Raw genomic sequence first — 23,076 nt, forward strand, 5'->3', positions numbered from 1 at the left:
TCAGATGACGTAATAAAGGTTATAATGGACTAAGAATATAGAGGGCCCCAATCCCTTTATAGGATTTAATAAAAGGAGAAAAGAATGGCTGTTGAAATTATTATGCCAAAACTCGGTGTAGACATGCAAGAAGGTGAAATCATCGAGTGGAAAAAACAAGAAGGTGACACTGTTAATGAAGGTGACATTTTACTAGAAATCAACTCAGATAAAACCAACATGGAAATCGAAGCAGAAGATGCTGGTGTTCTTTTGAAAATCGTTCGTCAAGCTGGCGATGTTGTTCCTGTCACAGAAGTGATTGGTTACATCGGAGCAGAAGGTGAAGAAATCCAAGAAGGTTCATCAGGCGCTGCAGCTGAAAAAGCAACTGCTGACCTTGAGGCAGCTGGTCTTGAAGTACCAAAAGCACCTGCCCAACCAGACGCACCTGCAGCAAAAGCAGACAAAGCACCACTTGCAGACAATGAATATGACATCGTTGTTATCGGTGGTGGCCCTGCTGGTTACTACGCAGCTATCCGTGGTGCGCAACTTGGCGGTAAAATTGCTATCGTTGAAAAAACTGAGTTTGGTGGTACCTGCTTAAACGTTGGTTGTATCCCTACCAAAACCTACCTCAAAAATGCGGAAATCCTTGACGGTTTGAAAATTGCAGCTGGTCGCGGTATCAATCTTGCATCAACCAACTACACTATCGACATGGATAAAACAGTAGAGTTTAAAAACTCTGTTGTTAAAACCCTAACTGGTGGTGTTAAGGGTCTTCTTAAGGCTAACAAAGTAACCATCTTTAACGGTCTAGGTCAAGTTAACCCAGATAAAACTGTAAGCATTGGTTCTGAAACAATCAAAGGTCGCAACATTATCCTTGCTACTGGATCAAAAGTATCACGTATCAACATTCCAGGTATTGATTCTAAACTAGTTCTGACATCTGATGATATCCTTGACTTACGTGAAATGCCAAAAACTCTAGCTGTTATGGGTGGTGGTGTCGTTGGTATCGAACTTGGTCTTGTTTGGGCTTCTTATGGTGTAGAGGTTACTGTTATTGAAATGGCAGACCGCATTATCCCTGCGATGGATAAAGAAGTATCAACTGAACTCCAAAAAATCTTGACCAAAAAAGGTATGAAGATTAAAACTTCAGTTGGTGTTGAAGAAATCGTAGAAGCAAACAACCAATTAACCTTGAAACTCAACAACGGCGAAGAAGTTGTTGCTGAAAAAGCTTTGCTGTCTATCGGTCGTGTCCCACAAATGAATGGTCTTGAAAATCTTAATCTTGAGATGGATCGTAACCGTATCAAAGTTAATGCCTACCAAGAAACATCTATCCCTGGCATTTATGCACCGGGTGATGTTAACGGAACTAAGATGCTTGCCCACGCAGCTTACCGTATGGGTGAAGTTGCAGCAGAAAACGCAATGCATGGTAACGTCCGCAAAGCTAACCTTGAGTTCACTCCGGCTGCTGTTTACACACACCCAGAAGTGGCTATGGTTGGTATCACAGAAGAAGATGCCCGTGCTAAATATGGAGATATCCTAGTAGGACGTAACAGCTTCACAGGGAACGGACGTGCCATTGCTTCAAACGAAGCGCATGGTTTCGTAAAAGTTATCGCTGACGCTAAATTCCACGAAATCCTCGGTGTTCACATCATTGGTCCTGCAGCCGCAGAGATGATTAACGAAGCAGCAACTATCATGGAATCAGAATTGACCGTTGATGAATTGCTTCTTTCAATCCATGGTCACCCAACCTTCTCAGAAGTGATGTATGAAGCATTCGCTGACGTTTTAGGCGAAGCAATCCATAACCCACCAAAAAGAAAATAAGTAGAAGCTTAACAAAAAAGTTTAGGGTTTCCTAAACTTTTTTTGTGGACAAAGTTTTCTAACCCTTATCGGAGTCGTGTGACAGCACCTAGTCAGCTACTAAGTGCTTTTCTAAAAGAGCCAAAGGCTTGTTTTTTGGCCTACTTTGCCTTAAAATAGATAGAGTCATAACTTATTAATAGCAGGAGAAAAAAATGAAATACATTGTTAACAAAAGTAATAATCCAGCCTATAATATTGCCTTAGAAGCTTATGCTTTTAGAGAATTACTATCTGAAGACGAGATTTTTATCCTATGGATTAACGAACCAGCCATCATTATTGGTAAGCACCAAAACACTATCCAAGAAATCAACAAAGAATACACAGATGAGCATGGTATTCATGTTGTCCGTCGTCTATCAGGTGGCGGTGCGGTTTATCACGACTTAAACAACCTCAACTATACTATTATTTCTAACAAGTCAGCTGAAGGTGCCTTTGATTTCAAGACCTTCTCACAACCTGTTATTGAGACCCTTGCGGACCTTGGTGTCACAGCTGAGTTTACTGGCCGTAATGACTTAGAAATCAATGGGAAAAAGTTCTGCGGTAATGCGCAAGCCTATTACAAAGGTCGTATGATGCACCATGGTTGCCTTCTCTTTGATGTTGATATGACCGTGCTTGGCGATGCCCTTAAAGTTAGCAAGGATAAAATTGCTTCTAAAGGGATTAAATCAGTTCGTGCCCGTGTGACAAATATCCTTGATGAACTACCAGAGAAAATCACTGTAACCGAGTTCTCCGATAAAATCCTTGAAAAAATGAAGGAAACCTATCCTGAAATGACGGAATATGTCCTGTCAGAAGATGAACTAGCTAAGATTCAAAAGTCAGCCGATGAGCAGTTTGGAAGCTGGGACTGGACCTATGGCAAGGCTCCTGAATACACGATTGAGCGGAATGTTCGCTACGCAGCTGGTAAGATTAATACGTTTGCCAATGTTGAAAACTCCATTATCAAGAATATTAAAATCTATGGAGACTTCTTTGGGATTAAAGATGTTCAAGACATTGAGAGTCTCTTGATTGGTTGTAAGTATGACTATAAAGATGTTCTTGAAAAACTCCAAACCATTGACACCACTCAGTACTTCTCTGGCATGACTGTCCAAGAAGTGGCTAAAGCCATTGTTGCTTAATAAAAAAACAAGTTCGCGTCAAGCGAGCTTGGTTTTTGTTAGCCTTAGACAATATCTCTGATAGGAGCCGTTTGAAATTGTTTGGGTGACATGCCGACCATGGCTTTAAAGCTGCGTGAGAAGTGGGCAGCATCAGAATAACCCAGGGTATTACTGATTTCAGTGACACTCGTTTGTTGTCGTAAGAGAATCTTAGCCTCTTCGATTTTTTTGCGACTGATATACTGCTGGATAGAACAGGCCATTTCCTTGCGAAAAAGCTTACGAATGTTGGATTCACTGAAGTTAAACTCCTTAGCAATGGTCCCAATCAATAGTTTTTTGGATAAATTTTGGTTGATGTAGTGGAGAATGTTTGAGATAAGATAGGAATGGCTATTGAACTGACCGATTTTTTGGGTGAAGAGAATAATAGCCGATTCTCTCAAGAGTAGCACCTCCGAGGCTTTTTGGCAGGCTTCACATTTGTCGATGTAATAGTCACGTGAATGATGGGCATAGTGCTGGTCAACTCCCGTCATAATGGCTAGCTGCGAGAGCTTCTCAAAGAGAATGATAGAATAGTTTTTCTCCGAGCGCAGGTCCTTATGATAGGAGGAGGGGGTCAAATCTTGGCTCAGGAAGAGGCGAACCTTTTGCAGGTCGCCTTTTTTGATACTCTCCAAGAGTTGAGACTCGAAGTCAAAGCCAGACTCTTCTTCGAAGTGGCACTCTTGCAAGAGCTTTTCTGAGAGGCCTTTACGAATATCTAAGAGGATCTGGTTAGTCATTTGAGCCTGCTCAGTCTTTAGAAAATGGATCTCATTTGTAAAGAAATAGTGAATGAGATGGAGCAGGTGACTACTGTCCATGACATGATAACTCCCAAGCTCTATATCGAGATCCAGACATTTCTGACTGACAGGATGAGTCTGAGCCAAAGTTGACAGTTTTGTCAGTTTCTGATCCAATTGAAAGGGACCAAATAAAAAGAAGTAGTCATGAAAAGGGTAAAGGGCTAAGCTGAGGCCAGAAGGACTCGTTAATAAAGTAAAAGGCAACAAGCTTTTACGTTTACGAACCAGAGCTAGCTCAGCTAGCAAGTCAGCAGTGAGTCTGGGCTGACACGGAGCATGAAAAAAAGCCTTAAGCAGCTTTAAGTCTTGATTCAAAATGATAATGGGTAATTTTAAACAAATATGCAAGGATTCTAAGATTGGATGATGCTGCATAAATGAGTCACGTCCTTCAACTAAATGGTTAATTCATAGCAAAAAATAGAAAGCAACTGCCTATGAGTGAGTGATGGCGTTAAGCATTATGTGAGCTTGGGGCCGGAACCTTAGGGAGTAGGATATAAATGAAAAAGATAGGGTCTAAATCGTTGTGAAAACCTGCTATCGGATAAAATATTGAGTGTTCCGACCAATAAAGGATAATAGGGACCCACTCATAGACAAGTGTCTTTCCTAGATACAATTTAACACAGAAAAGAGTAAAATTAAAATCACAAATTAGTAAAATGATATAAAAATGAATAAAAAATGAATAAAAAATGAAAAAGCGAAATATCCTATCTTTTTTACCATTTTATTCAAAAAAAGAGCGAAAAAATCATGTTGCCAAAAGCAAATCATGGCATTATAAATAACGGTTATTAAAAGTTTTTAAATTAATAATGATGTTTTGATTATAACAAAATGTCAAAAATAATTATTAATTGAGAAACTTACCATAACTAACTATTATGATAAACTCTTCTTCCTTTTTAAAGAAGAAGGAGTAGATAAAGGAGAAAATAATCATGACAAACATGACTAAAAACGCAGCTGAAAAGCAACGTTTTGGTAACCGTAAATACCGTTTAGGTGCAGCATCAGTCCTCTTAGCAGCAGTGTGTGCAGTAGGATTATCAAGTACAACAGCAGAGGGACAAGATTTTGATGTATTTCCTATTCATCAGCCATCTCATTATAATGGTTTTGGAAACGAATATGGAAATAGCTACTATCCAGTATTTATCCAGGGCCCTCAAGGAGCACCAGGTTTACAAGGTATTCAAGGGGTTTCAGGACCCGAAGGTCCTGCTGGACCAATGGGACTACAAGGTATCCCAGGTCGCGATGGTGCGGTAGGACCACAAGGCCCAGCAGGCCGTGATGGTCGTCAAGGAGAGCAAGGCCCAGCAGGCCGTGATGGACAGCAAGGTAAACAAGGTGAAAGAGGTCGCGATGGACGAGATGGTTTACAGGGTGAAAGAGGTCGCGATGGACGAGATGGTTTACAGGGTGAAAGAGGTCAAGATGGTCGCGATGGCCGTCGAGGAGAGAAAGGTGAAAGAGGTCGCGATGGTCGTCGAGGAGAAAAAGGAGAAGCAGGTCGTGACGGTCGCGACGGCACTCCAGGACAAAATGGTCGTGATGGCTTAGACGGTAAGGAAGGAAAAGCCGGTAAAAACGGTAAGAACGGAAAAAATGGTGCTCGTGGTGCTGAAGGTCGTGATGGTCAAAATGGTCGCGACGGAAAAGATGGCATGAAAGGCCAAGACGGTAAGAACGGTACCGATGGAACAGCAGGTCGTGACGGTCGAGATGGTGCAAAAGGTCGCGATGGCCAAGCTGGCCGTAATGGTCGTGATGGTGCAAAAGGTCGTGATGGAAAAGATGGTCGTAAAGGTCAAGACGGTCAACACGGAACTGACGGTGCCGATGGTCGTGCAGGTTTAGACGGTCGCCATGGTCGTGATGGTCGCGATGGTCGTAATGGTCTAGACGGTGTAGATGGTCGTGATGGCTTATCTCCGGTTGTTAAAACACAAACTCATTCTGACGGTAGCCACACCATTACCTTCTTAAACCCAGATGGAACACGTTCATCAATCAACCTACGCAACGGTAAAGACGGTGAGCCAGGAAAAGATGGCCGTGATGGAAAAGACGGTAAAGATGGCTTGCCAGGAACACCAGGCCGTGATGGCAAAGATGGTGCAGCAGGAGCACCAGGACGCAATGGTAAAGACGGTCAACCAGGAGCACCAGGACGTGACGGTCAAAATGGTCAAAATGGACAACCAGGTCGCGATGGTATGAACGGTCAAAACGGCCACAATGCGCCAGCAAACAACGGCAAAGGTAATGCAGCTGGTATGCCTGCAGCCCTTAATGCGCCAGTAGCTGTGGCAGCAGCAAATGGCCAAGGTCAAATGGCTGGTGAGCAATTACCTTCAACAGGTGACAGCGTTAACCCATTCTTCACTGCTGCAGCGCTTGCAGTATTGGCTGGTGCTGGTATGTTGGCAACTACTGTTAAAACTAAAAAAGAAGACTAATTCTTCTCCCTTTTATTTCATATAGAGCAAAAAAAGCCTCTAAGGATTATCCTTGGAGGTTTTAGTCGTTTACTGGTCAAAAGCAGCCTTGCTCTTAATGTCAGCATATTCTTCGGCCACTTCCTTAGCTAAGATCTCCTGATAGGGAGAAAGCTCAATCTCAGGGCCATATTTGTTCTTTAAAGCGGTTGTTACCAAGCGGTAGGCTAGGTTAACATTGCGCGAGAGGATAGGCCCGTGAAAGTAGGAGCCAAAGACATTTTTGTAGTGGACACCTTCAGTTTGGTCTTCCTTGTTGTTACCATTACCATAGATGACTTGTCCGAGCGGTTTTTCGTCCGCAGACAAAAAGGTCCGGCCTTGGTGGTTTTCAAAACCGTAATAGGTTTCATTAAATTCCTGATTGTGGATCTTGATGTCTCCGATATAGCGGTTTTTGTCTTGGCCTAGGGTGTAGTGGCCCATGACACCGATGCCGTTGATTAGCTCACCGTTAGCTTGGATATAGTACTGGCCTAACAATTGGAAGCCCCCGCAGATGGCTAAGATGACCTTATCTTGGTCGATAAACTGGGAGATGGCAGCTTTCTTTGCTGGTAAATCCTTAGCGACAATGCTTTGTTCGTAATCTTGACCGCCACCGAAAAAGACGATGTCGTAGTGGTCTTGGTCAAAGGTGTCGCCAATCGAGACGATATCGACGGTGACTTTGGCACCTAGTTTTTCTGCGACATACTTGAGCATGAGGACGTTGCCATTATCACCGTAGGTGTTCAGTAAGTTCCCGTAGAGGTGGGCTAGGTTAAGCTCATAGCGGTAGTCACGGTTAGTGGGAGATTGGAGTGAGGTATAGGTCATTAGTTCATCTCCTTTCTAACGAGGTCTTGTTTGGCTAAAAGCTCACGGAATTCGAGCATGGCGGTATAGGTAGCTAAGATATAAGCATGGTCAGCTTCTTGTTCTTTGATATTGTCTAAGACTTCTTGGAGGTTGGCTGTCTCGGTGATTTGGTTTTCGTCGTAGCCAGAGACCCGTAAGCGCCGCGCGATTTCGGAATGACGAACGCCGCCAGCATTAATCTCCGTGATGTCCATCTGGCTGATAAGTTCAAAATTAGCGTCCCATATCCAGGAAGTATCAATACCGTCTGCATAGTTGGCATTTAGGAGAACGGAGAGGCTAAAAGGATAGTCAGCTAGTTTAATCATCTCTAGCGCTTGGCTAGCACCGACTGGGTTTTTAATCAAGACCAGGGTACAGCTTTTTTGGCCGACGGTGAAGGTTTCTTGGCGACCAAAGACGGCTCGGCTCTTGTCAAAACCAGCTTTAATCTTTTCAGGTGAGACACCAAAATACTCGGCAACAGCCACAGCTGCTAGGGCATTATAGATGTTATAGAGACCACCGACATTAATCTTGTACTCTTGCCCGTCAATGACAAAGCCTGAGCTATGGTTGCTGAGGTCGGTCAGAGCTGTGAGTTGGTAGTCCAGTTGTGGACGTTCGAACTGGCAGTTTAGGCAGATATAATGGCCTAAGTTAGCGTAGGTATTTTCCTTGTAACGTAGGATATGTTCACAACGCGGACAGAGGATTCCTTCGGTGTTGTAGTGGGCCAATTGAGGCTGGTGAGACTGGGTGTTAAAGCCGTAATACCGCACCGGATTGACCACTTCTTTAGAAGCAAAGAGCGGGCTGTCACCATTGGCTAAGATGGTCGCTTCGGGAGCTTTTTTTGCTCCGTCAAGGATCATCTGGTAGGTGGTGTAAATCTCGCCATAGCGGTCCATCTGATCACGGAAAATGTTTGTAAACACAAAGAGGCTAGGGGTGATGTACTGGGTCACCTTTGGTAAGCTAGCTTCGTCAATTTCTAAGATGGCAATTTTTTTTCCACTTTTGGGTCTTTTGGCAGATAAAAAGGTGGAAACAATTCCAGTAATCATGTTAGCCCCACTAGGGTTGGTCAAAACTTGGCCAAAGGCTTCTTGTAAGATTCCAACGGTCAAAGCAGTGGTTAAGGTTTTGCCGTTAGTTCCTGTGACGACAACAATCTCGTAATCTTTAGCTAAGCTATCAAGAATGCTTGGATCACATTTTAAGGCTAGTTTTCCTGGGTAGGTCGATCCTCGACCCATACTTTTAAGAACGGCCTGTGCCGTTTTTCCGGCAGTAATGCCCATCATGGTTTTCATTTTCATGTTTATATTTTAACATAGAATTCACAAATTTAGATAAAGAAAATCTTCAGGAAACGTGATATAATATATATGATATCTATTTCACATAGAAAGCGAGACGTATGAGTAACCTAAGTAATATCGATGCCAAGTTTATCTTAAGTTTGTTTGATGACCCCAGAATGTTGACCATTCATCTCTTGGACATTTTCATTGTTGCCTATGCTATTTACCGTTTTATTAAGGCTCTAGCTGGCACGAAAATCATGTCCTTGGTTCAAGGGGTGCTTTTATTTATTATTGTTCGTTTTATCGCCGAGTGGATTGGCCTAACGACCATTACTTATCTGATGAACCAGGTCATCACCTATGGGGTAATTGCAGGCGTGGTTATCTTTGCGCCGGAGATACGGACTGGGTTAGAAAAGTTTGGTCGTTCGACTCAAGTTTTTCGTCCTAAAGAACTGATGAGTGGTGAAGAGCGCTTAGTAGATGCGATCGTCAAGTCAGTTGCCTACATGAGCCCTCGTAAGATTGGCGCCTTAATTGCTATCGAACAAACACAGACCTTGCAAGAGTATATCTCAACAGGGATTCCTTTGCATGCGGATATTTCTAATCAGTTACTGATTAACATTTTTATCCCTAATACCCCATTACATGACGGGGCGGTTATTATCTCAGGCGAAAAAGTAGTTTCTGCTTGTTCATATCTGCCCCTGTCAGAATCGATGTCCATCTCTAAAGAGTTTGGCACACGCCATCGGGCGGCTATTGGTCTATCTGAAAACTCAGATGCTATTACCATTGTTGTTTCAGAAGAAACAGGAGGCATTTCTGTGACCCGTAAAGGTGAGTTTCTGCATGATTTAAGCAAGTCCGATTTTGAAAAGGTCTTACATTCCTACTTAGTTAAAGAAACAAGTTCGAAAAACATCTGGTATAAGAAATGGTGGGGAGGTAAGTAAATATGAAGAAATTTTTAAATAGTCGTTTATGGCTTGGCTTAGTGTCAATCTTCTTTGCGATTGCGCTTTTTTTGACCGCAGCCTCTAGCAATGTGCGAAACACCAACAGCCAGATTTACAGCCCGATTGAAACCTATACTCACAGCCTGACAGATGTTCCCATTGATCTCAAATATGACAGCGATAAGTATTTCATAAGTGAGTATTCTTATGCGGCCCAAGTCTATCTAACCTCGACTAACCGGATTAAGCTCGACTCTGAGGTCAACAGCGATACCCGTAACTTTAAAATCGTGGCCGACCTTAGTGATAGCAAACCAGGCAAAGTCACCGTTCCATTAAGAGTGACCAACCTTCCATCTGGGGTAGCGGCAAAAGTGACCCCTGATAAGATTTCCGTGACCATCGGTAAAAAGAAAACCAAAACATTCTCAGTCAGTGGCAGTGCCGATCCAAAACAAATAAACCCTGGCTATGAAATTGCTGAAATTTCAACTAGCATCAATAAGGTCGAAGTGACTAGTGATGAGTCTAAGATTGATATGATTGATCACGTGGTGGCTAAACTCCCGGATGATGTGCGACTATCTGCTAACTATAGTGGTGAGGTTACTCTGCAGGCAGTTTCTGCTGATGGCACTGTTTTAGCAAGTTCCATTAGTCCAGCTAAAACTAATCTCAAGGTTGCTATTAAAAAGATAACTAAAGAAGTTCCTATTAGACTATCCATGGTTGGACATTTAGACAGTAGTCTCAGTGCTATTACACCGAAATTATCAAAACAAACAGCAATTATCTCTGGTCCAAGAGAAGTCTTGGATAACATTTATGAAGTCCTAGCTGAAGTCGATATTTCAGATGTCACTAAAGATGGTAATAAAACAATAGCCTTGAAGGCTGATGACGTTTCCATCGAACCCACTTCGGTGACTGTTCAGTTGACAACCAAAAAGAAATAATAGATAATATCAAAGGAAAATTGAAACGGAGGAAGCGTTTAACGCTTAAGGATAAATTATGGGTAAATATTTTGGAACAGATGGTGTCCGCGGAGAAGCTAACCTTGAGTTAACTCCCGAATTAGCCTTCAAACTAGGCCGTTTAGGTGGCTATGTACTTAGTCAACATGAAACAGAGCGTCCTAGAGTATTTGTAGCCAGAGACACACGGATTTCTGGTGAAATGCTTGAATCTGCCCTAATTGCTGGCCTCTTGTCAGTAGGGATTGAAGTTTATAAATTAGGCGTCCTAGCCACTCCCGGCGTTTCATACCTAGTCAGAACGGAAAATGCTAGCGCAGGTGTTATGATTTCAGCTAGTCACAACCCAGCGCATGATAATGGTATTAAGTTCTTTGGTAGTGACGGTTTTAAATTAGCTGATGACCAAGAACTAGAAATCGAAGCCTTGCTTGATGCTCAAGAAGATACCCTTCCTCGTCCAAGCGCGCAAGGATTGGGAACACTGGTTGACTACCCAGAAGGCCTACGCAAATATGAAAAATTCCTAGTATCAACAGGGATTGACCTAGAAGGTATGAAGGTTGCCTTAGACACAGCTAATGGTGCAGCAACGACCACAGCTCGTGATATCTTCCTTGATTTGCAAGCTGATATCATGGTGATTGGAGAAAGCCCAGACGGCCTAAACATCAATGATGGCATCGGCTCAACCCACCCAGAACAATTACAAGCCTTAGTCCTTGAAAATGGGTCAGACATTGGTTTGGCTTTTGATGGGGATAGCGACCGCTTAATAGCTGTTGACGAAAAAGGGGAGATTGTTGACGGTGATAAGATTATGTTTATCATCGGGAAGTATCTATCAGAAAAAGGTCTCCTAGCACAAAACACCATTGTAACAACAGTCATGTCAAATCTTGGTTTCCACAAAGCCTTGGACCAGCATGGTATTAATAAATCAGTCACCGCCGTTGGTGATCGTTACGTGGTTGAAGAAATGCGTCGCTCACACTACAACCTAGGTGGCGAACAATCAGGTCACGTTATCATCATGGACTATAACACAACTGGCGATGGCCAGCTAACAGCTATCCAATTGACCAAGGTCATGAAAGAAACAGGTAAAACACTGTCAGAATTAGCTGCAGAAGTAACCATCTATCCTCAAAAACTGGTCAATATTCGTGTTGAAAACAGCATGAAAAACAAGGCAATGGAAGTCCCAGCTATCGCAGCTATCATTGAACAAATGGAAGCTGAGATGGAAGGTAACGGCCGTATCTTGGTAAGACCAAGTGGAACTGAGCCACTGCTACGGGTCATGGCTGAAGCACCAACTGACGAAGCAGTTGATTATTATGTCGACACCATTGCTGATGTTGTTCGTCGTGAAATTGGAATTGCTTAATCTTAAAGTGTCGTGATTACGACACTTTTTTCATAAGGAAATCACAATAGAAAGGAGAAGTTAAAGTTGCAAGCGCAAATAGAAGAAATCCTCAGATGCTTAGATCCCAAAGCCTCTGCCTATTTTCAAACTATTATTCCCGAGTACCAAAAAGGTTATGTCGATTACATCTATCAGTCAGAAGATTATGAGGTTCAAGGGCGACGCCTTAAGTACATTAGTAAACTTTTCCAAGTTTGGCAGGATAAACCGTGGTATTACCTTATGCCTCTCAGTCAAGAGGCTGCTGAAACTATAGCCAATGATTGGCAGTATCCTAGTCCCTACGATTTTTACAATCTGACTGCTGACCCAGATGATTACGATGAGATAATCAATCCAGATCTCCGCAAGGACACTTATGTACAAGTTATCCGTAATGGGATTCTCTTTGGCTTTGCCTCTTTTGTCGTGCATGGTAAGGAACTGGCGATTGGTCTAGGTATGGCGCCTAAGTGGACTGGGCAATCCTATGGCTCTGACTTTTTAAAAGCTATTGAAGACTACGCTTTGAAAACTTACCAAGTGAAGTGCTTTGTGCTAAATGTGGCAGCTTTTAACAAGCGGGCACAGAGACTTTACAGTAAGTGTGGCTATAAAGAGGAGGGACATTTTGCTCAAAAAACCAATGGGGCTGTCTATGATTTTGTGAGAATGACTAAGTCGGCTACGGATAGTGCGACAACTAAGAAGTAATTTTAGTCTCGTGACCTAGCTGGGAAAAGTGGTATAATAATGCTATGAAGAAAAAACCAAGTTCGGCTTATGTGCATATCCCTTTTTGTACGCAAATCTGTTATTATTGTGACTTTTCTAAAGTCTTTATCAAAAACCAGCCTGTTGATGCCTATCTGCAGGCTCTTATTGCTGAGTTTCGCTCCTATGAGATTAGCCAGCTAAAAACCCTTTATATAGGCGGAGGAACTCCGACAGCTATTAATGCTCAACAACTGGACTATCTCTTGACAGAATTAACTCGTAATCTTGATGTAGCCAGCTTGGAAGAATTCACCATTGAAGCTAACCCAGGGGACCTTGATGCCGAGAAAATTGCCGTCTTGCAGGCATCGGCTGTCAACCGTGTATCCCTAGGTGTTCAGACCTTCAATGATAAGCATCTCAAACAGATTGGCCGAAGCCATAATGAAGCACAGATTTATGAGACTATTAACAGTCTAAAAGCAGCTGGCTTCAGTAATATTTCTATTGACCTGATTTATGCCTTACCTGGGCAAACACTTGAACAAGTCAAAGAAAATGTGGCCAAGGCGATTGCTCTAGATATTCCCCATTTAAGCTTATACAGTTTGATTTTAGAACATCATACCGTTTTTATGAACAAGATGCGACGAGGTAAACTAAACCTACCAACGGAGGACCTCGAGGCTGAAATGTTTGAGTACATTATCCAAGAAATGGAAGCTCATGGTTTTGAACACTATGAAATTTCTAATTTTGGGAAACCAGGTTACTACAGTCAGCATAATCTCATGTACTGGAATAATGACCACTACTATGGTTGTGGGGCCGGAGCCTCTGGTTATCTAGACGGGATTAGATACCGTAATCGAGTACCTATCCAACACTATCTAAAGGCCGTTCAAGAAGGCAATGCCCGTCTGACAGAAGAAGTATTGACCCTTGAGGAGATGATGGAAGAAGAACTCTTTTTAGGCTTACGGAAGAAATTTGGTGTCTCCATTGCTCAATTTGAAGCCAAATTTCCCTATTCTTTTAAAGAAAGGTATGGTCAGATAGTTGAGGAACTGGTAGCACAAGGCTTATTAGTTGATGACCCGCAAAGAGTGCGCATGACCAAACGAGGCCTCTTCTTAGGAGACTCGGTAGCAGAAAAATTTATCTTGAAATAGGAGAATTAACATGGGATTACCCTACAAAGAAAGCTTTACCATGCCCTTTGACTTATGTGATGTTAAACATGATGCCAAACTACCTTTATTACTAGCCTATTGTCTGACGGTTTCAGGCCGCCAATCACAGGCCTTAGGCCGTAGTGATGCTTATCTATTAGAACAGTTTAAGCTAGTTTGGATTATCACTGATTACGAAGTTAAGATTAGGCGCTTACCACTTTTTAATGAAACAATTACCATTCAAACAGAAGCCCTGTCTTATAATAAATTATTCTGTTATCGTCAGTTTGATATCTATGATCAAGAGGGCAACCAACTTGTTGATATTTTGACCTACTTTGCTTTGATGGACCCAGAGACCCGTAAGGTAGCCCCTATTCCTAAAGAAGTCGTTGCTCCTTATCAAACAGATTTTGTCAAGAAAATCAGGCGTGCTTTTAAAGCACAACCTCTAGAAAATCCCCAGTCAAAAGACTACCATGTCCGTTATTTTGATATCGATATGAATGGCCATGTCAATAATAGTAAATATCTGGATTGGATTTATGACAGCTTGGGATATGACTTTCTCAGACATCATAATCCTGTCAGCCTGCGCCTCAAATATATCAGAGAAGTGGCTCCGGGTGGCCAGATTAGGTCACTCTATGTGAAAGAGGATTTAACCACACGACATGAAATCGTCTCAGATGGCCAAGTAAATGCGCAAGCTATTATTGAATGGCAAAAGATTGAAAAATAAGGAAGAAAAAGTGAGCTATAAAGGCTATTTAATCGACTTAGATGGAACTATCTATAAAGGAAAGGAGAGAATTCCAGCTGGGGAAGACTTTATTAAACGTTTGCAGCAAAAAGGGATTCCCTATTTACTAGTCACTAATAATACCACAAGAAGACCAGAAACGGTTCAAGCTATGCTAGCTGAACAGTTTCATGTCGAGACGAGTTTAGAGACGATTTATACAGCTACAATGGCGACTGTCGACTATATGGATGACATGAAGCGTGGCAAGACAGCTTATGTCATTGGCGAGGCGGGTTTGAAAACGGCCATTACAGAGGCTGGTTATCAAGAAGATACAGAAAATCCAGCCTATGTCGTTGTTGGTTTGGATTCACAAGTGACCTATGATATGCTGGCGACGGCGACCTTAGCTATTGCTAAAGGTGCCCTCTTTATTGGAACTAATCCTGATTTGAATATTCCAACCGAAAGAGGACTGATGCCGGGAGCCGGCTCTCTAGTTGCACTGTTAGAAGCAGCAACCCGTGTTAAACCAGTCTTTATCGGGAAACCCAATGCTATTATTATGAACAAGGCCTTAGCTATTTTAGGAGTTGAGCGTTCAGAAGCTCTCATGGTAGGAGATAATTATTTAACAGACATAATGGCTGGTATTCAAAACGATATTGCAACCTTATTAGTGACAACTGGCTTTACAAAGCCTGAAGAAGTGGCAAGTTTGGCTATTCAACCTAATTATGTTGTCGCTAGTTTAGATGAATGGGAAGTTTGATGAAAGAAAAATTTAGTTTAGTAAGTACTTTTATATGGCTATTGTCAGCTTCTGTTCTCGTAACGATTTACCTAGCCTGGTTAGCTTATCCACTAGAAGTGGATTATTTAAAGATTAGTCAAGCAGTCTATATGACAAAAAAGTCAATTCTTTACAACTTTAATGGATTAATGCAATACCTGACCAACCCTTTGGTCAAGGAATTGCATTTTGCTAGCTTCACCGCCTCAAAAGCTGGCCTAGCCCATTTCGCTGATGTCAAAGGACTATTTCAAATAGCACAAGCTCTATTTCTTCTTACTAGTATTCCTGCTTTGCTATTTCTTAGTCAAACCATTAAACATAAAAGCTTAGGGCTCTTTCGTCAGTATCTGCTAATGGCCATTTTGCTTCCCTTTGCTATTGCTATTATGGCAGTCCTTTTTGGTTTTGATCAATTTTTTATTTTCTTCCATAAACTCCTCTTTGCAGGCAAAGATAACTGGGTATTTGACCCCTTAACAGATCCTATTATTTGGATTCTGCCCGAAACCTTTTTTATGCACTGTTTCATCCTCTTTCTTACTACCTATGAAGTATTCCTCCTAGGCCTTTACTGGGTGAGTAGAAGAAGGGTACCTACAAACAGAAAACAAGCATTTTAACGTGCTTGTTTTTTATGTATATCAGGAGAAAACTGTTAAATCGAGGAGCAAGCACAAAAAAAGCACCGAATCGGTGCACACTTTTACAAGTTGTTGACGGATAAACCTTATTTTAACTTGTTGCTATGTTATTTTGAATGATTCCAATACAAGTGTTCTGTTATTACCATCAATGGCGAATTTATTCTTTTTGTATGCAAACCCTTACATTTTTGCTATAATGAGAGAAAATAAGAGGAGACTGTTAATGGAGAAAACATTTTTTATGATAAAACCTGACGGTGTTCAACGTGGACTAGTTGGTCAGATTTTAACACGTATTGAGAGACGTGGCTTTAGACTAGAGCAACTGCAGATGATAAAACCAAGTCGTGAGCTTTTGGATAGTCATTATCAGCATCTAAGGGGTAAAGCTTTTTATCCTTCTTTACTTGACTACATGATGAGTGGTCCTCTTTTAATTGGAATACTTTCAGGCAGTGATGTTATAGCATCATGGCGTGCGATGATGGGAGAAACCAATCCCAAAAATGCCTTACCAGGAACCATTCGTGGAGATTTGGCTCAGACTCCGGAAGCTAATGGTCCTATGATGAATTGTGTTCACGGTTCTGATTCGCAAGATTCTGCTTTGCGGGAGATAGAACTTTGGTTTGGTGGAGTAATTGAAGACAGCAAATAAAACGATAGATGAATGCTATCGTTTTCGCATTTATAAAACTATCTTACTTACTTAGTTTTTTGGTAATAATTTTTCTTCGAAAGCCTTGCGGTCTAGGTAAGCTTCCTCCTTTGTCTGACGTGTTGGTCCATGATAGTGGTTGCCTTTAACACACATACGGGCAAGATAGCCTTTTCCATGTTTGTAGACTCCTTTATAGCCACTAGTATTATTTTTATTGTATCGGTTGTCAAACATGTCCAACTCTACTCCGTCAGTTAGCTGTTTTTTAGCATTTAAGGAGCTTAAATCAGTCATGCGTGTGTCTCGGTGAAGACATCCGCATGATTTTGTTTTTCCTCTTGTTAATAATGAGGTATAGGATTCTATGATTTTCCCACAATCACAACGGCAAAGATAGACAAATTCCTTATTGCCAGCTTTCTTTTCGGTTTTCTTAATAACTTTTAGTCGACCGAACCTCTCTCCACTGAGGTTTAGTTTTTTCATAAATGTAATTATATCAGAATAATTAAGAAATATTTTGCATCTCCTGTAACAGTCAGCTTACAAAGTGATAGCAGTTTGATTAAAAAATTCTTAAAAATCAGAATTTGCAATGTTTATTTCAATTCCTTTGATTCTTCATTCTTATAGCAGTCTTTACACTTTTTTGCTATAATAAGGGATAATGAAAAATGTGTATAGGAATTGAAATAAAAAATGAATAGTCAAGAATTGAAACAGCGACAAGCAAAAATCAGAAATTTTTCGATTATTGCTCATATTGATCACGGGAAGTCGACCTTAGCCGATCGTATCTTAGAAAAGACGGAAACAGTCTCTTCACGGGAAATGCAAGCCCAACTTTTAGATTCTATGGATCTTGAGAGGGAACGTGGGATAACTATTAAGCTTAATGCTATTGAATTAAACTATATTGCTAAAGATGGTGAAACTTATATCTTGCACTTAATTGACACCCCAGGCCATGTAGATTTTACCTATGAAGTATCACGTTCTCTTGCTGCATGTGAAGGGGCAGTTTTGGTCGTTGATGCTGCGCAAGGAATTGAAGCTCAGACCTTAGCTAATGTTTATTTGGCTTTAGATAATGATCTTGAAATTTTACCAGTTATTAATAAGATTGATTTACCAGCTGCTGATCCAGAACGCGTCCGTCAAGAAGTGGAAGATGTGATTGGCTTAGACGCCTCTGAAGCAGTTTTAGCGTCTGCTAAGGCTGGGATAGGAATTGAGGAAATCTTAGAACAAATTGTTGAAAAGGTTCCAGCGCCGACTGGCGATGTGGATGCCCCCTTGCAGGCCTTAATCTTTGATTCAGCTTATGATGCCTACCGTGGGGTTATTCTACAGGTTCGGATTATTAATGGTGTGGTTAAACCAGGTGATAAGATTCAGTTGATGTCGAATGGTAAAACCTTTGATGTTACTGAGGTCGGGATTTTTACCCCAAAAACGGTAGGTCGGCAATTCTTAGCAACAGGAGATGTTGGTTATATTGCGGCCTCCATCAAGACAGTGGCAGATACCCGTGTAGGTGATACGGTAACGCTTGCTAACAATCCTGCTGCTGAACCTCTGCATGGCTATAAACAAATGAACCCAATGGTTTTTGCTGGTCTCTATCCAATTGAGTCCAACAAATACAATGATCTCCGCGAAGCTTTGGAAAAGTTGCAGTTAAATGATGCTAGCTTACAGTTTGAACCAGAAACGTCGCAAGCTTTAGGTTTTGGCTTTCGTTGTGGTTTCTTGGGGCTTCTTCATATGGACGTCATTCAAGAGCGTTTGGAGCGTGAGTTCAATATTGATTTGATTATGACTGCGCCTTCTGTGGTTTACCATATCAATACCACAGATGGCGATATGATTGCAGTTTCAAATCCGTCTGAGTTCCCAGACCCAACCAAGGTTGAAAGTATTGAGGAGCCTTACGTTAAGGCGCAAATCATGGTTCCTCAGGACTTTGTCGGGGCCGTTATGGAATTAGCCCAAAGGAAGCGCGGTGATTTTGTTACCATGGATTATATTGATGATAACCGCGTTAATGTCATTTACCAGATTCCTCTGGCAGAAATTGTTTTTGACTTCTTTGATAAGCTGAAATCATCAACTCGAGGCTATGCCAGCTTTGATTATGAGATTTCCGAATATCGTAAATCACAGTTGGTTAAGATGGATATCTTACTCAATGCTGAAAAAGTTGATGCTTTAAGTTTTATCGTCCATCGAGAATTTGCCTATGAACGCGGGAAACTTATTGTTGAAAAATTAAAAAAGATCATTCCCCGTCAACAATTTGAAGTTCCAATTCAAGCAGCTATTGGCCAAAAAATCGTCGCTCGTTCTGATATCAAGGCTTTACGTAAAAATGTTTTGGCTAAGTGTTATGGTGGCGATGTTTCCCGTAAACGGAAGCTCTTAGAAAAACAAAAAGCTGGTAAAAAACGGATGAAAGCAATCGGATCGGTAGAAGTTCCACAAGAAGCTTTCTTAAGCGTTCTATCAATGGATGACGATAGTAAAAAATAAGAACTCACTGCAAAGTGGGTTTTTATTTTTAATGCTTTTATGAGGTAGCGAGAGTGTGACGAAATAAAAAAGATTTACAGAAAGTTTTTCTTGAAGGCAATAGAAAGAGAATTTGTTACAATAATAAAAAAGTCAATTGTAGTAAGGAGATTAGTTATGGAAGAAAAAGAAGTTTTGCGCAAGCGCATTGGTGATCTGGCCTATCAGGTGACCCAAGAAGCAGTCACAGAGCCAGCTTTTACAGGTAAGTATGATAATTTTTTTGAAAAGGGGATTTACGTTGATGTGGTTAGTGGAGAGGTCCTATTCTCGTCTCTTGATAAATACCAGTCAGGGTGTGGTTGGCCAGCATTTAGCAAGCCAGTGGAGAATAGGCTGGTCACGAATCACGATGATTCTTCCTTTGGCATGCATCGGGTTGAGGTGCGTAGCCGCAAGGCCCAGTCTCATCTGGGACATGTCTTTAATGATGGGCCCAAGGAAAGGGGAGGTTTGCGCTACTGCATCAATTCAGCAGCTCTTCGCTTTATTCCTTATGATCAGATGGAAGCAGAAGGCTACGCCCAATACCTAGATCTCTTTCCAAATGAGGAGCAAGAAAACAGATGAAGGCCAATCAAGAGAGCATTCTTGCCCAAACGGCAGAATGGGTTAAAGCAAAACTTGCTGACGAGACTAGTGGTCATGACTGGTGGCACATTGTACGCGTGGTCAACACTACTAAAACCATGGCTGAGATTGAAGGGGCAGATCTTTTTATTTGTCAAATGGCTGCGCTGTTACATGATATAGCTGATGAGAAGCTCAATGTCGACCCAAAAGCAGCAGACCAAGAAGTTGTAGACTTTTTACAGTCTAAAGCTCTTAGTGCAGATGAGATTGCGGATATTTTATACATTACACGACATATCTCTTTCAAGGCGGGCAAGGGTCAAAAATTGACATCTCTCTCGGCTAGAATTGTCCAAGATGCAGACCGACTGGATGCCATCGGTGCCATAGGTATTGCGCGTTGCATGGCCTATTCTGGTCATAAAGGAAGACTGATACACGATCCAGAAAGACAAGCTCGTACTAACCTAACAGTGGAGCAATACCGCAATGGTCAAGACACGGCTATTATGCACTTTTATGAAAAATTATTACTGCTCAAAGATGATATGAATACGGACTTTGGCCGTCAATTAGCCCAGCAAAGGCATCAGTTTCTAGAGTTATACTTAGAAGAATTTTATGCTGAGTGGGATGGGCTGCGCTAGCCACTTAGAAAGGACAGTAATGATACGTTTAGCAGAAAGAAGAGACTTATCAGGCATTGAGAAACTTTTACGTGAGATTTCACAGGTTCACCATGAGATTCGGCCAGACTTGTTTAAGCCGGCCTCCCAAAAATTTAGTCTGGAAGTTTTGGTAGAGCTTTTAGGAAATCCTCAAAAACCGATTTTTGTTTATGAAGAAGAGGGAAAGGTACTTGGTCATCTCTTTTTAGAATTTAAAGTTTCTGACAATAGTGTACGCTATCCGAGGAAATCACTTTACATTGAAGATTTGTGTCTTGCACAAGAAGTTCGCCATCAAGGGATAGGTCAAAAATTGTTACAGTTTGCAGAAAAATATGGTCGTGAGCATGGTGCTTATAATGTCACCTTGAATGTTTGGCATGCCAATCAGAATGCTTATCATTTTTATGATAAAGCGGGCTTTACACCTCAGCAAATTCAGATGGAAAAAATTCTCTAAAGTAGCAGTTGATTTCCTGTCTTTTGAATAGAATGGACGTTAGGATAGAAAGAAGGTGAAGTATTGCCTATATTGAAGGATTATATTATCAAACAGTCTAAAAGATCATTTAAAAGTTTACCTTTAAATGAGTTGGATATTATTGCCATTAATGAAATTGGTTACCTTTCTTTTGATGATTTGGCAGCAATTAGCATTGATGAGAAGACTGAGGTGAAAATTAAAGACATCAAAAAAGATAGCCCTATCGATTGCCAAAAAACCATTTATAATTATTTGATTACGAAGGAGAGGTTGGAATTGTTTGAGGCAATCCAAGCTTCTCAGCGTTTTCAAGATTTGACCTTATCCCATTACGTTAATGAGGTGGATAGCGAATTTGAAAAACAATTTGCTGCTATGGTTTTCACTATAGCGAGTATTAATCATGTTCAGATTGTTTTTAGAGGAACAGATGATAGCTTGATTGGCTGGAAAGAAGATTTCAAACTGACTTATATGTCGGAGATACCAGCTCAACGCTCAGCCATTTCCTATCTTAGATCCTATATTGAACAACACCCTTCTCAGCAGGTTCTGGTAACGGGTCATTCAAAGGGAGGCAATCTAGCTCTGTATGCTTCTTGTTTTCTCTTACCGCGTTTGCAAGAAAAAATCAAAAAAGTATACGCTTTAGATTCACCAGGCTTAACCGAGGAACTTTTACAGAGGAACTCCTATAAAGCTATACGTGATCGGCTAGTTCTAATAAGGCCCCAAGAGTCCGTAGTTGGGGTTATGCTCTATTGCGATGTCAAACCTAAGGTCGTTAAAAGTTCAGCTTATGGTGTTTTGCAACATAAAACTTGTAATTGGCAGGTCGATTTAGAGGGTAAGTTGCTGACAGTACCAAGGCAAACAGAATTAAGTCTCAGTTTGGAGAAAACTTTTAAAGATTGGACGCAGCAATTGTCAAAACACGATTTAAAATTGGTATGTGATAGTTTTTTTGACACGCTCATTTCTAGTGGCATCACGAGCTTAAATGCTTTTTCCTTTGATGAAAAATCCTTTCTTACTTTCTTTAACGTTATTAGTTCTCTGCAATCTATTGATCAAGCAAAAAAGATTATCATGCTGAGATCCATCCGTCAACTTATCCATGACTATACTGGCTATCGGAAACGAGCAGTGACAGAAAAAATTGAAGCACGTATCAGTCAGTTATTAAAAAAAGGAACAAAAATAAAGCTTTTGTAAGGGGCATACAGGGGCTTTTTTGCTTCTACGCTTTCTGCTTGACCTGCCTCCCAGGGTTAGTGCTATAATAGGGGAAAGAACGGAGGCAATAGGATGATCGAAACTTTTAAAATGAGTGATGGCAATCGTATTCCAAGTGTGGGGGTTGGAACATGGCTGATAAGTGATGAAAAGGCAGAAGTCCTTGTATCGCAAGCTCTGAAACTGGGATATCGTCATATTGATACTGCTCAAGCTTATGGTAATGAAGTTGGTGTCGGGAAGGGGCTCTTTTTATCAGGTCTTCCCCGAGAAGAGATATTTGTTACTTCTAAAGTGGCTGCTGAGCTGAAAAGCTATCAGGCCGTCGCTGCATCTATTGATGACTCCTTGAATAAACTGGGACTTAATGATATTGATTTAATGCTTATCCATAGCCCACAACCTTGGAAGGAGTGGAGGGATAAAGAGAAAAATTTTGATCAGGGTAATCTAGAAGCTTGGCGAGCTTTGGAAGATGCTCAAAAGGCGGGAAAAGTTAAATCCATCGGTCTCTCAAATTTTTTAAGGGCAGATATTGAAAATATTTTGGAAAATAGTCAGGTAAAACCAGCGGTTAACCAGATTTTAAGTCATATCGGGAATGTTCCATTTGATTTAATGGAATATTGTGAAAGCCAAGAGATTCTTTTAGAAGCCTATTCGCCAATCGCTCACGGCCAGGTTTTGAAGGATAAGACCGTCCAAGAATTGGCAGTTAAATATGCTGTCTCGCCAGCTTCTTTATGTCTTAAATATGTTAATCAACTTGGCATGGTTGCCTTACCCAAAACTGAAAATCCGGAGCATCTCTTGAGTAATATGAAACTTGATTTTAATATTTCACGACATGATATGGCTTTACTGAACAAGATTCGATTTACTGATTACGGAAGATATTCAACTTTTCCAGTTTTCAGTGGCAAATAAATAA

22 protein-coding genes are annotated in these 23,076 nt (G+C 41.2%); 18 read left to right on the forward strand and 4 right to left on the reverse strand.

From position 1 onward, the window contains the following. Positions 1–84 precede the first annotated feature (84 nt). Together lpdA and FGK96_RS03325 are read left to right on the forward strand one after the other, a co-directional pair. Positions 85–1,845, forward strand: coding sequence for a dihydrolipoyl dehydrogenase (gene lpdA, locus FGK96_RS03320; RefSeq protein WP_138081321.1), 1,761 nt, complete (start codon positions 85–87; stop codon positions 1,843–1,845). Positions 1,846–2,039: 194 nt separating this feature from the next. Continuing rightward, a complete protein-coding gene (locus FGK96_RS03325; RefSeq protein ID WP_093958828.1) occupies positions 2,040–3,029 on the forward strand; it encodes a lipoate--protein ligase in 990 nt (329 codons plus the stop codon). 44 nt (positions 3,030–3,073) lie between these two features. Here the strand turns inward: FGK96_RS03325 and FGK96_RS03330 are convergent, their stop codons facing one another. Continuing rightward, a complete protein-coding gene (locus tag FGK96_RS03330) occupies positions 3,074–4,240 on the reverse strand; it encodes a YSIRK-targeted surface antigen transcriptional regulator (RefSeq protein WP_138081324.1) in 1,167 nt (388 codons plus the stop codon). Between the two features lie 572 nt (positions 4,241–4,812). On the opposite strand from FGK96_RS03330, the gene FGK96_RS03335 reads away from it, so the two are divergent. Then, positions 4,813–6,336, forward strand: a complete 1,524-nt coding sequence (locus FGK96_RS03335; RefSeq protein ID WP_138081327.1) for an LPXTG cell wall anchor domain-containing protein — start codon at positions 4,813–4,815, stop codon at positions 6,334–6,336. Positions 6,337–6,405: 69 nt separating this feature from the next. Here FGK96_RS03335 and gatD read toward each other — a convergent pair whose 3' ends face one another. Then, on the reverse strand, positions 6,406–7,194 hold the full coding sequence (gene gatD / locus FGK96_RS03340) for a lipid II isoglutaminyl synthase subunit GatD (protein WP_138081330.1): 789 nt from the start codon (positions 7,192–7,194) through the stop codon (positions 6,406–6,408). After that, positions 7,194–8,537 (reverse strand): lipid II isoglutaminyl synthase subunit MurT, encoded by a 1,344-nt coding sequence (gene murT / locus FGK96_RS03345; protein ID WP_138081333.1) that lies wholly within the window; start codon positions 8,535–8,537, stop codon positions 7,194–7,196. Before murT ends, gatD begins: the two co-directional genes overlap by 1 nt. Positions 8,538–8,638: 101 nt before the next feature. Between murT and cdaA the strand changes: the two genes are divergently transcribed. From cdaA to ndk, 9 genes are all read left to right on the forward strand, one after another. Further along, positions 8,639–9,484: a diadenylate cyclase CdaA gene (cdaA, locus tag FGK96_RS03350; protein WP_138081336.1), complete on the forward strand. Its 846-nt coding sequence runs from the start codon at positions 8,639–8,641 to the stop codon at positions 9,482–9,484. 2 nt (positions 9,485–9,486) lie between these two features. Further along, positions 9,487–10,443: a YbbR-like domain-containing protein gene (locus tag FGK96_RS03355; protein WP_138081339.1), complete on the forward strand. Its 957-nt coding sequence runs from the start codon at positions 9,487–9,489 to the stop codon at positions 10,441–10,443. Between the two features lie 58 nt (positions 10,444–10,501). Further along, positions 10,502–11,854, forward strand: coding sequence for a phosphoglucosamine mutase (gene glmM / locus FGK96_RS03360; protein WP_138081342.1), 1,353 nt, complete (start codon positions 10,502–10,504; stop codon positions 11,852–11,854). 66 nt (positions 11,855–11,920) lie between these two features. Further along, positions 11,921–12,589: a GNAT family N-acetyltransferase gene (locus FGK96_RS03365; protein WP_138081345.1), complete on the forward strand. Its 669-nt coding sequence runs from the start codon at positions 11,921–11,923 to the stop codon at positions 12,587–12,589. Between the two features lie 44 nt (positions 12,590–12,633). After that, positions 12,634–13,764: a radical SAM family heme chaperone HemW gene (gene hemW / locus FGK96_RS03370; RefSeq protein WP_138081348.1), complete on the forward strand. Its 1,131-nt coding sequence runs from the start codon at positions 12,634–12,636 to the stop codon at positions 13,762–13,764. Between the two features lie 10 nt (positions 13,765–13,774). Beyond that, positions 13,775–14,509: an acyl-ACP thioesterase domain-containing protein gene (locus FGK96_RS03375; RefSeq protein ID WP_138081351.1), complete on the forward strand. Its 735-nt coding sequence runs from the start codon at positions 13,775–13,777 to the stop codon at positions 14,507–14,509. 10 nt (positions 14,510–14,519) lie between these two features. Beyond that, positions 14,520–15,284 carry a TIGR01457 family HAD-type hydrolase gene (locus tag FGK96_RS03380; protein ID WP_138083490.1) on the forward strand — a complete coding sequence of 255 codons (765 nt, stop codon included), beginning with the start codon at positions 14,520–14,522 and terminating at the stop codon, positions 15,282–15,284. Then, positions 15,284–15,928: a TIGR01906 family membrane protein gene (locus FGK96_RS03385; RefSeq protein WP_138081353.1), complete on the forward strand. Its 645-nt coding sequence runs from the start codon at positions 15,284–15,286 to the stop codon at positions 15,926–15,928. The genes FGK96_RS03380 and FGK96_RS03385 overlap by 1 nt, the downstream gene beginning before the upstream one ends. Before the next feature lie 247 nt (positions 15,929–16,175). Beyond that, complete coding sequence (gene ndk, locus FGK96_RS03390; protein ID WP_138081356.1) at positions 16,176–16,610, forward strand: nucleoside-diphosphate kinase; 435 nt, start codon at positions 16,176–16,178, stop codon at positions 16,608–16,610. Between the two features lie 51 nt (positions 16,611–16,661). Here the strand turns inward: ndk and FGK96_RS10435 are convergent, their stop codons facing one another. Next, complete coding sequence (locus tag FGK96_RS10435; RefSeq protein ID WP_172601587.1) at positions 16,662–17,099, reverse strand: hypothetical protein; 438 nt, start codon at positions 17,097–17,099, stop codon at positions 16,662–16,664. Positions 17,100–17,312: 213 nt separating this feature from the next. Between FGK96_RS10435 and lepA the strand changes: the two genes are divergently transcribed. The 6 genes from lepA (at position 17,313) to FGK96_RS03425 (ending at position 23,072) form a co-directional block, all read left to right on the forward strand. After that, the gene (lepA, locus tag FGK96_RS03400) at positions 17,313–19,145 is read left to right on the forward strand and encodes a translation elongation factor 4 (RefSeq protein WP_138081359.1); all 1,833 of its coding nucleotides are present in this window, start codon (positions 17,313–17,315) and stop codon (positions 19,143–19,145) included. A 156-nt stretch (positions 19,146–19,301) separates the two neighbouring features. Further along, on the forward strand, positions 19,302–19,754 hold the full coding sequence (msrB, locus tag FGK96_RS03405) for a peptide-methionine (R)-S-oxide reductase MsrB (protein ID WP_138083492.1): 453 nt from the start codon (positions 19,302–19,304) through the stop codon (positions 19,752–19,754). Continuing rightward, a complete protein-coding gene (locus tag FGK96_RS03410) occupies positions 19,751–20,404 on the forward strand; it encodes an HD domain-containing protein (RefSeq protein WP_138081362.1) in 654 nt (217 codons plus the stop codon). The genes msrB and FGK96_RS03410 overlap by 4 nt, the downstream gene beginning before the upstream one ends. A gap of 19 nt (positions 20,405–20,423) precedes the next feature. Continuing rightward, a complete protein-coding gene (locus FGK96_RS03415) occupies positions 20,424–20,885 on the forward strand; it encodes a GNAT family N-acetyltransferase (protein WP_138081365.1) in 462 nt (153 codons plus the stop codon). 63 nt (positions 20,886–20,948) lie between these two features. Further along, positions 20,949–22,124 (forward strand): Mbeg1-like protein, encoded by a 1,176-nt coding sequence (locus FGK96_RS03420; protein ID WP_138081368.1) that lies wholly within the window; start codon positions 20,949–20,951, stop codon positions 22,122–22,124. Positions 22,125–22,217: 93 nt separating this feature from the next. After that, entirely contained in the window at positions 22,218–23,072 is an 855-nt protein-coding gene (locus tag FGK96_RS03425; protein ID WP_138081370.1) for an aldo/keto reductase, read from the forward strand. Positions 23,073–23,076: the final 4 nt, after the last annotated feature.

Source organism: Streptococcus porcinus, from assembly GCF_901542335.1.
Lineage (GTDB): Bacteria > Bacillota > Bacilli > Lactobacillales > Streptococcaceae > Streptococcus > Streptococcus porcinus_A.

Excerpts from the sequence above, each read along its gene's own strand:
- lpdA (WP_138081321.1), top strand. The coding sequence starts at position 85 with ATGGCTGTTGAAATTATTATGCCAAAACTCGGTGTAGACATGCAAGAA.
- FGK96_RS03325 (WP_093958828.1), top strand. The coding sequence starts at position 2,040 with ATGAAATACATTGTTAACAAAAGTAATAATCCAGCCTATAATATTGCC.
- FGK96_RS03330 (WP_138081324.1), bottom strand. The coding sequence starts at position 4,240 with ATGCAGCATCATCCAATCTTAGAATCCTTGCATATTTGTTTAAAATTA.
- FGK96_RS03335 (WP_138081327.1), top strand. The coding sequence starts at position 4,813 with ATGACAAACATGACTAAAAACGCAGCTGAAAAGCAACGTTTTGGTAAC.
- gatD (WP_138081330.1), bottom strand. The coding sequence starts at position 7,194 with ATGACCTATACCTCACTCCAATCTCCCACTAACCGTGACTACCGCTAT.
- murT (WP_138081333.1), bottom strand. The coding sequence starts at position 8,537 with ATGAAAATGAAAACCATGATGGGCATTACTGCCGGAAAAACGGCACAG.
- cdaA (WP_138081336.1), top strand. The coding sequence starts at position 8,639 with ATGAGTAACCTAAGTAATATCGATGCCAAGTTTATCTTAAGTTTGTTT.
- FGK96_RS03355 (WP_138081339.1), top strand. The coding sequence starts at position 9,487 with ATGAAGAAATTTTTAAATAGTCGTTTATGGCTTGGCTTAGTGTCAATC.
- glmM (WP_138081342.1), top strand. The coding sequence starts at position 10,502 with ATGGGTAAATATTTTGGAACAGATGGTGTCCGCGGAGAAGCTAACCTT.
- hemW (WP_138081348.1), top strand. The coding sequence starts at position 12,634 with ATGAAGAAAAAACCAAGTTCGGCTTATGTGCATATCCCTTTTTGTACG.
- FGK96_RS03375 (WP_138081351.1), top strand. The coding sequence starts at position 13,775 with ATGGGATTACCCTACAAAGAAAGCTTTACCATGCCCTTTGACTTATGT.
- FGK96_RS03385 (WP_138081353.1), top strand. The coding sequence starts at position 15,284 with ATGAAAGAAAAATTTAGTTTAGTAAGTACTTTTATATGGCTATTGTCA.
- ndk (WP_138081356.1), top strand. The coding sequence starts at position 16,176 with ATGGAGAAAACATTTTTTATGATAAAACCTGACGGTGTTCAACGTGGA.
- FGK96_RS10435 (WP_172601587.1), bottom strand. The coding sequence starts at position 17,099 with ATGAAAAAACTAAACCTCAGTGGAGAGAGGTTCGGTCGACTAAAAGTT.
- lepA (WP_138081359.1), top strand. The coding sequence starts at position 17,313 with ATGAATAGTCAAGAATTGAAACAGCGACAAGCAAAAATCAGAAATTTT.
- msrB (WP_138083492.1), top strand. The coding sequence starts at position 19,302 with ATGGAAGAAAAAGAAGTTTTGCGCAAGCGCATTGGTGATCTGGCCTAT.
- FGK96_RS03410 (WP_138081362.1), top strand. The coding sequence starts at position 19,751 with ATGAAGGCCAATCAAGAGAGCATTCTTGCCCAAACGGCAGAATGGGTT.
- FGK96_RS03415 (WP_138081365.1), top strand. The coding sequence starts at position 20,424 with ATGATACGTTTAGCAGAAAGAAGAGACTTATCAGGCATTGAGAAACTT.
- FGK96_RS03425 (WP_138081370.1), top strand. The coding sequence starts at position 22,218 with ATGATCGAAACTTTTAAAATGAGTGATGGCAATCGTATTCCAAGTGTG.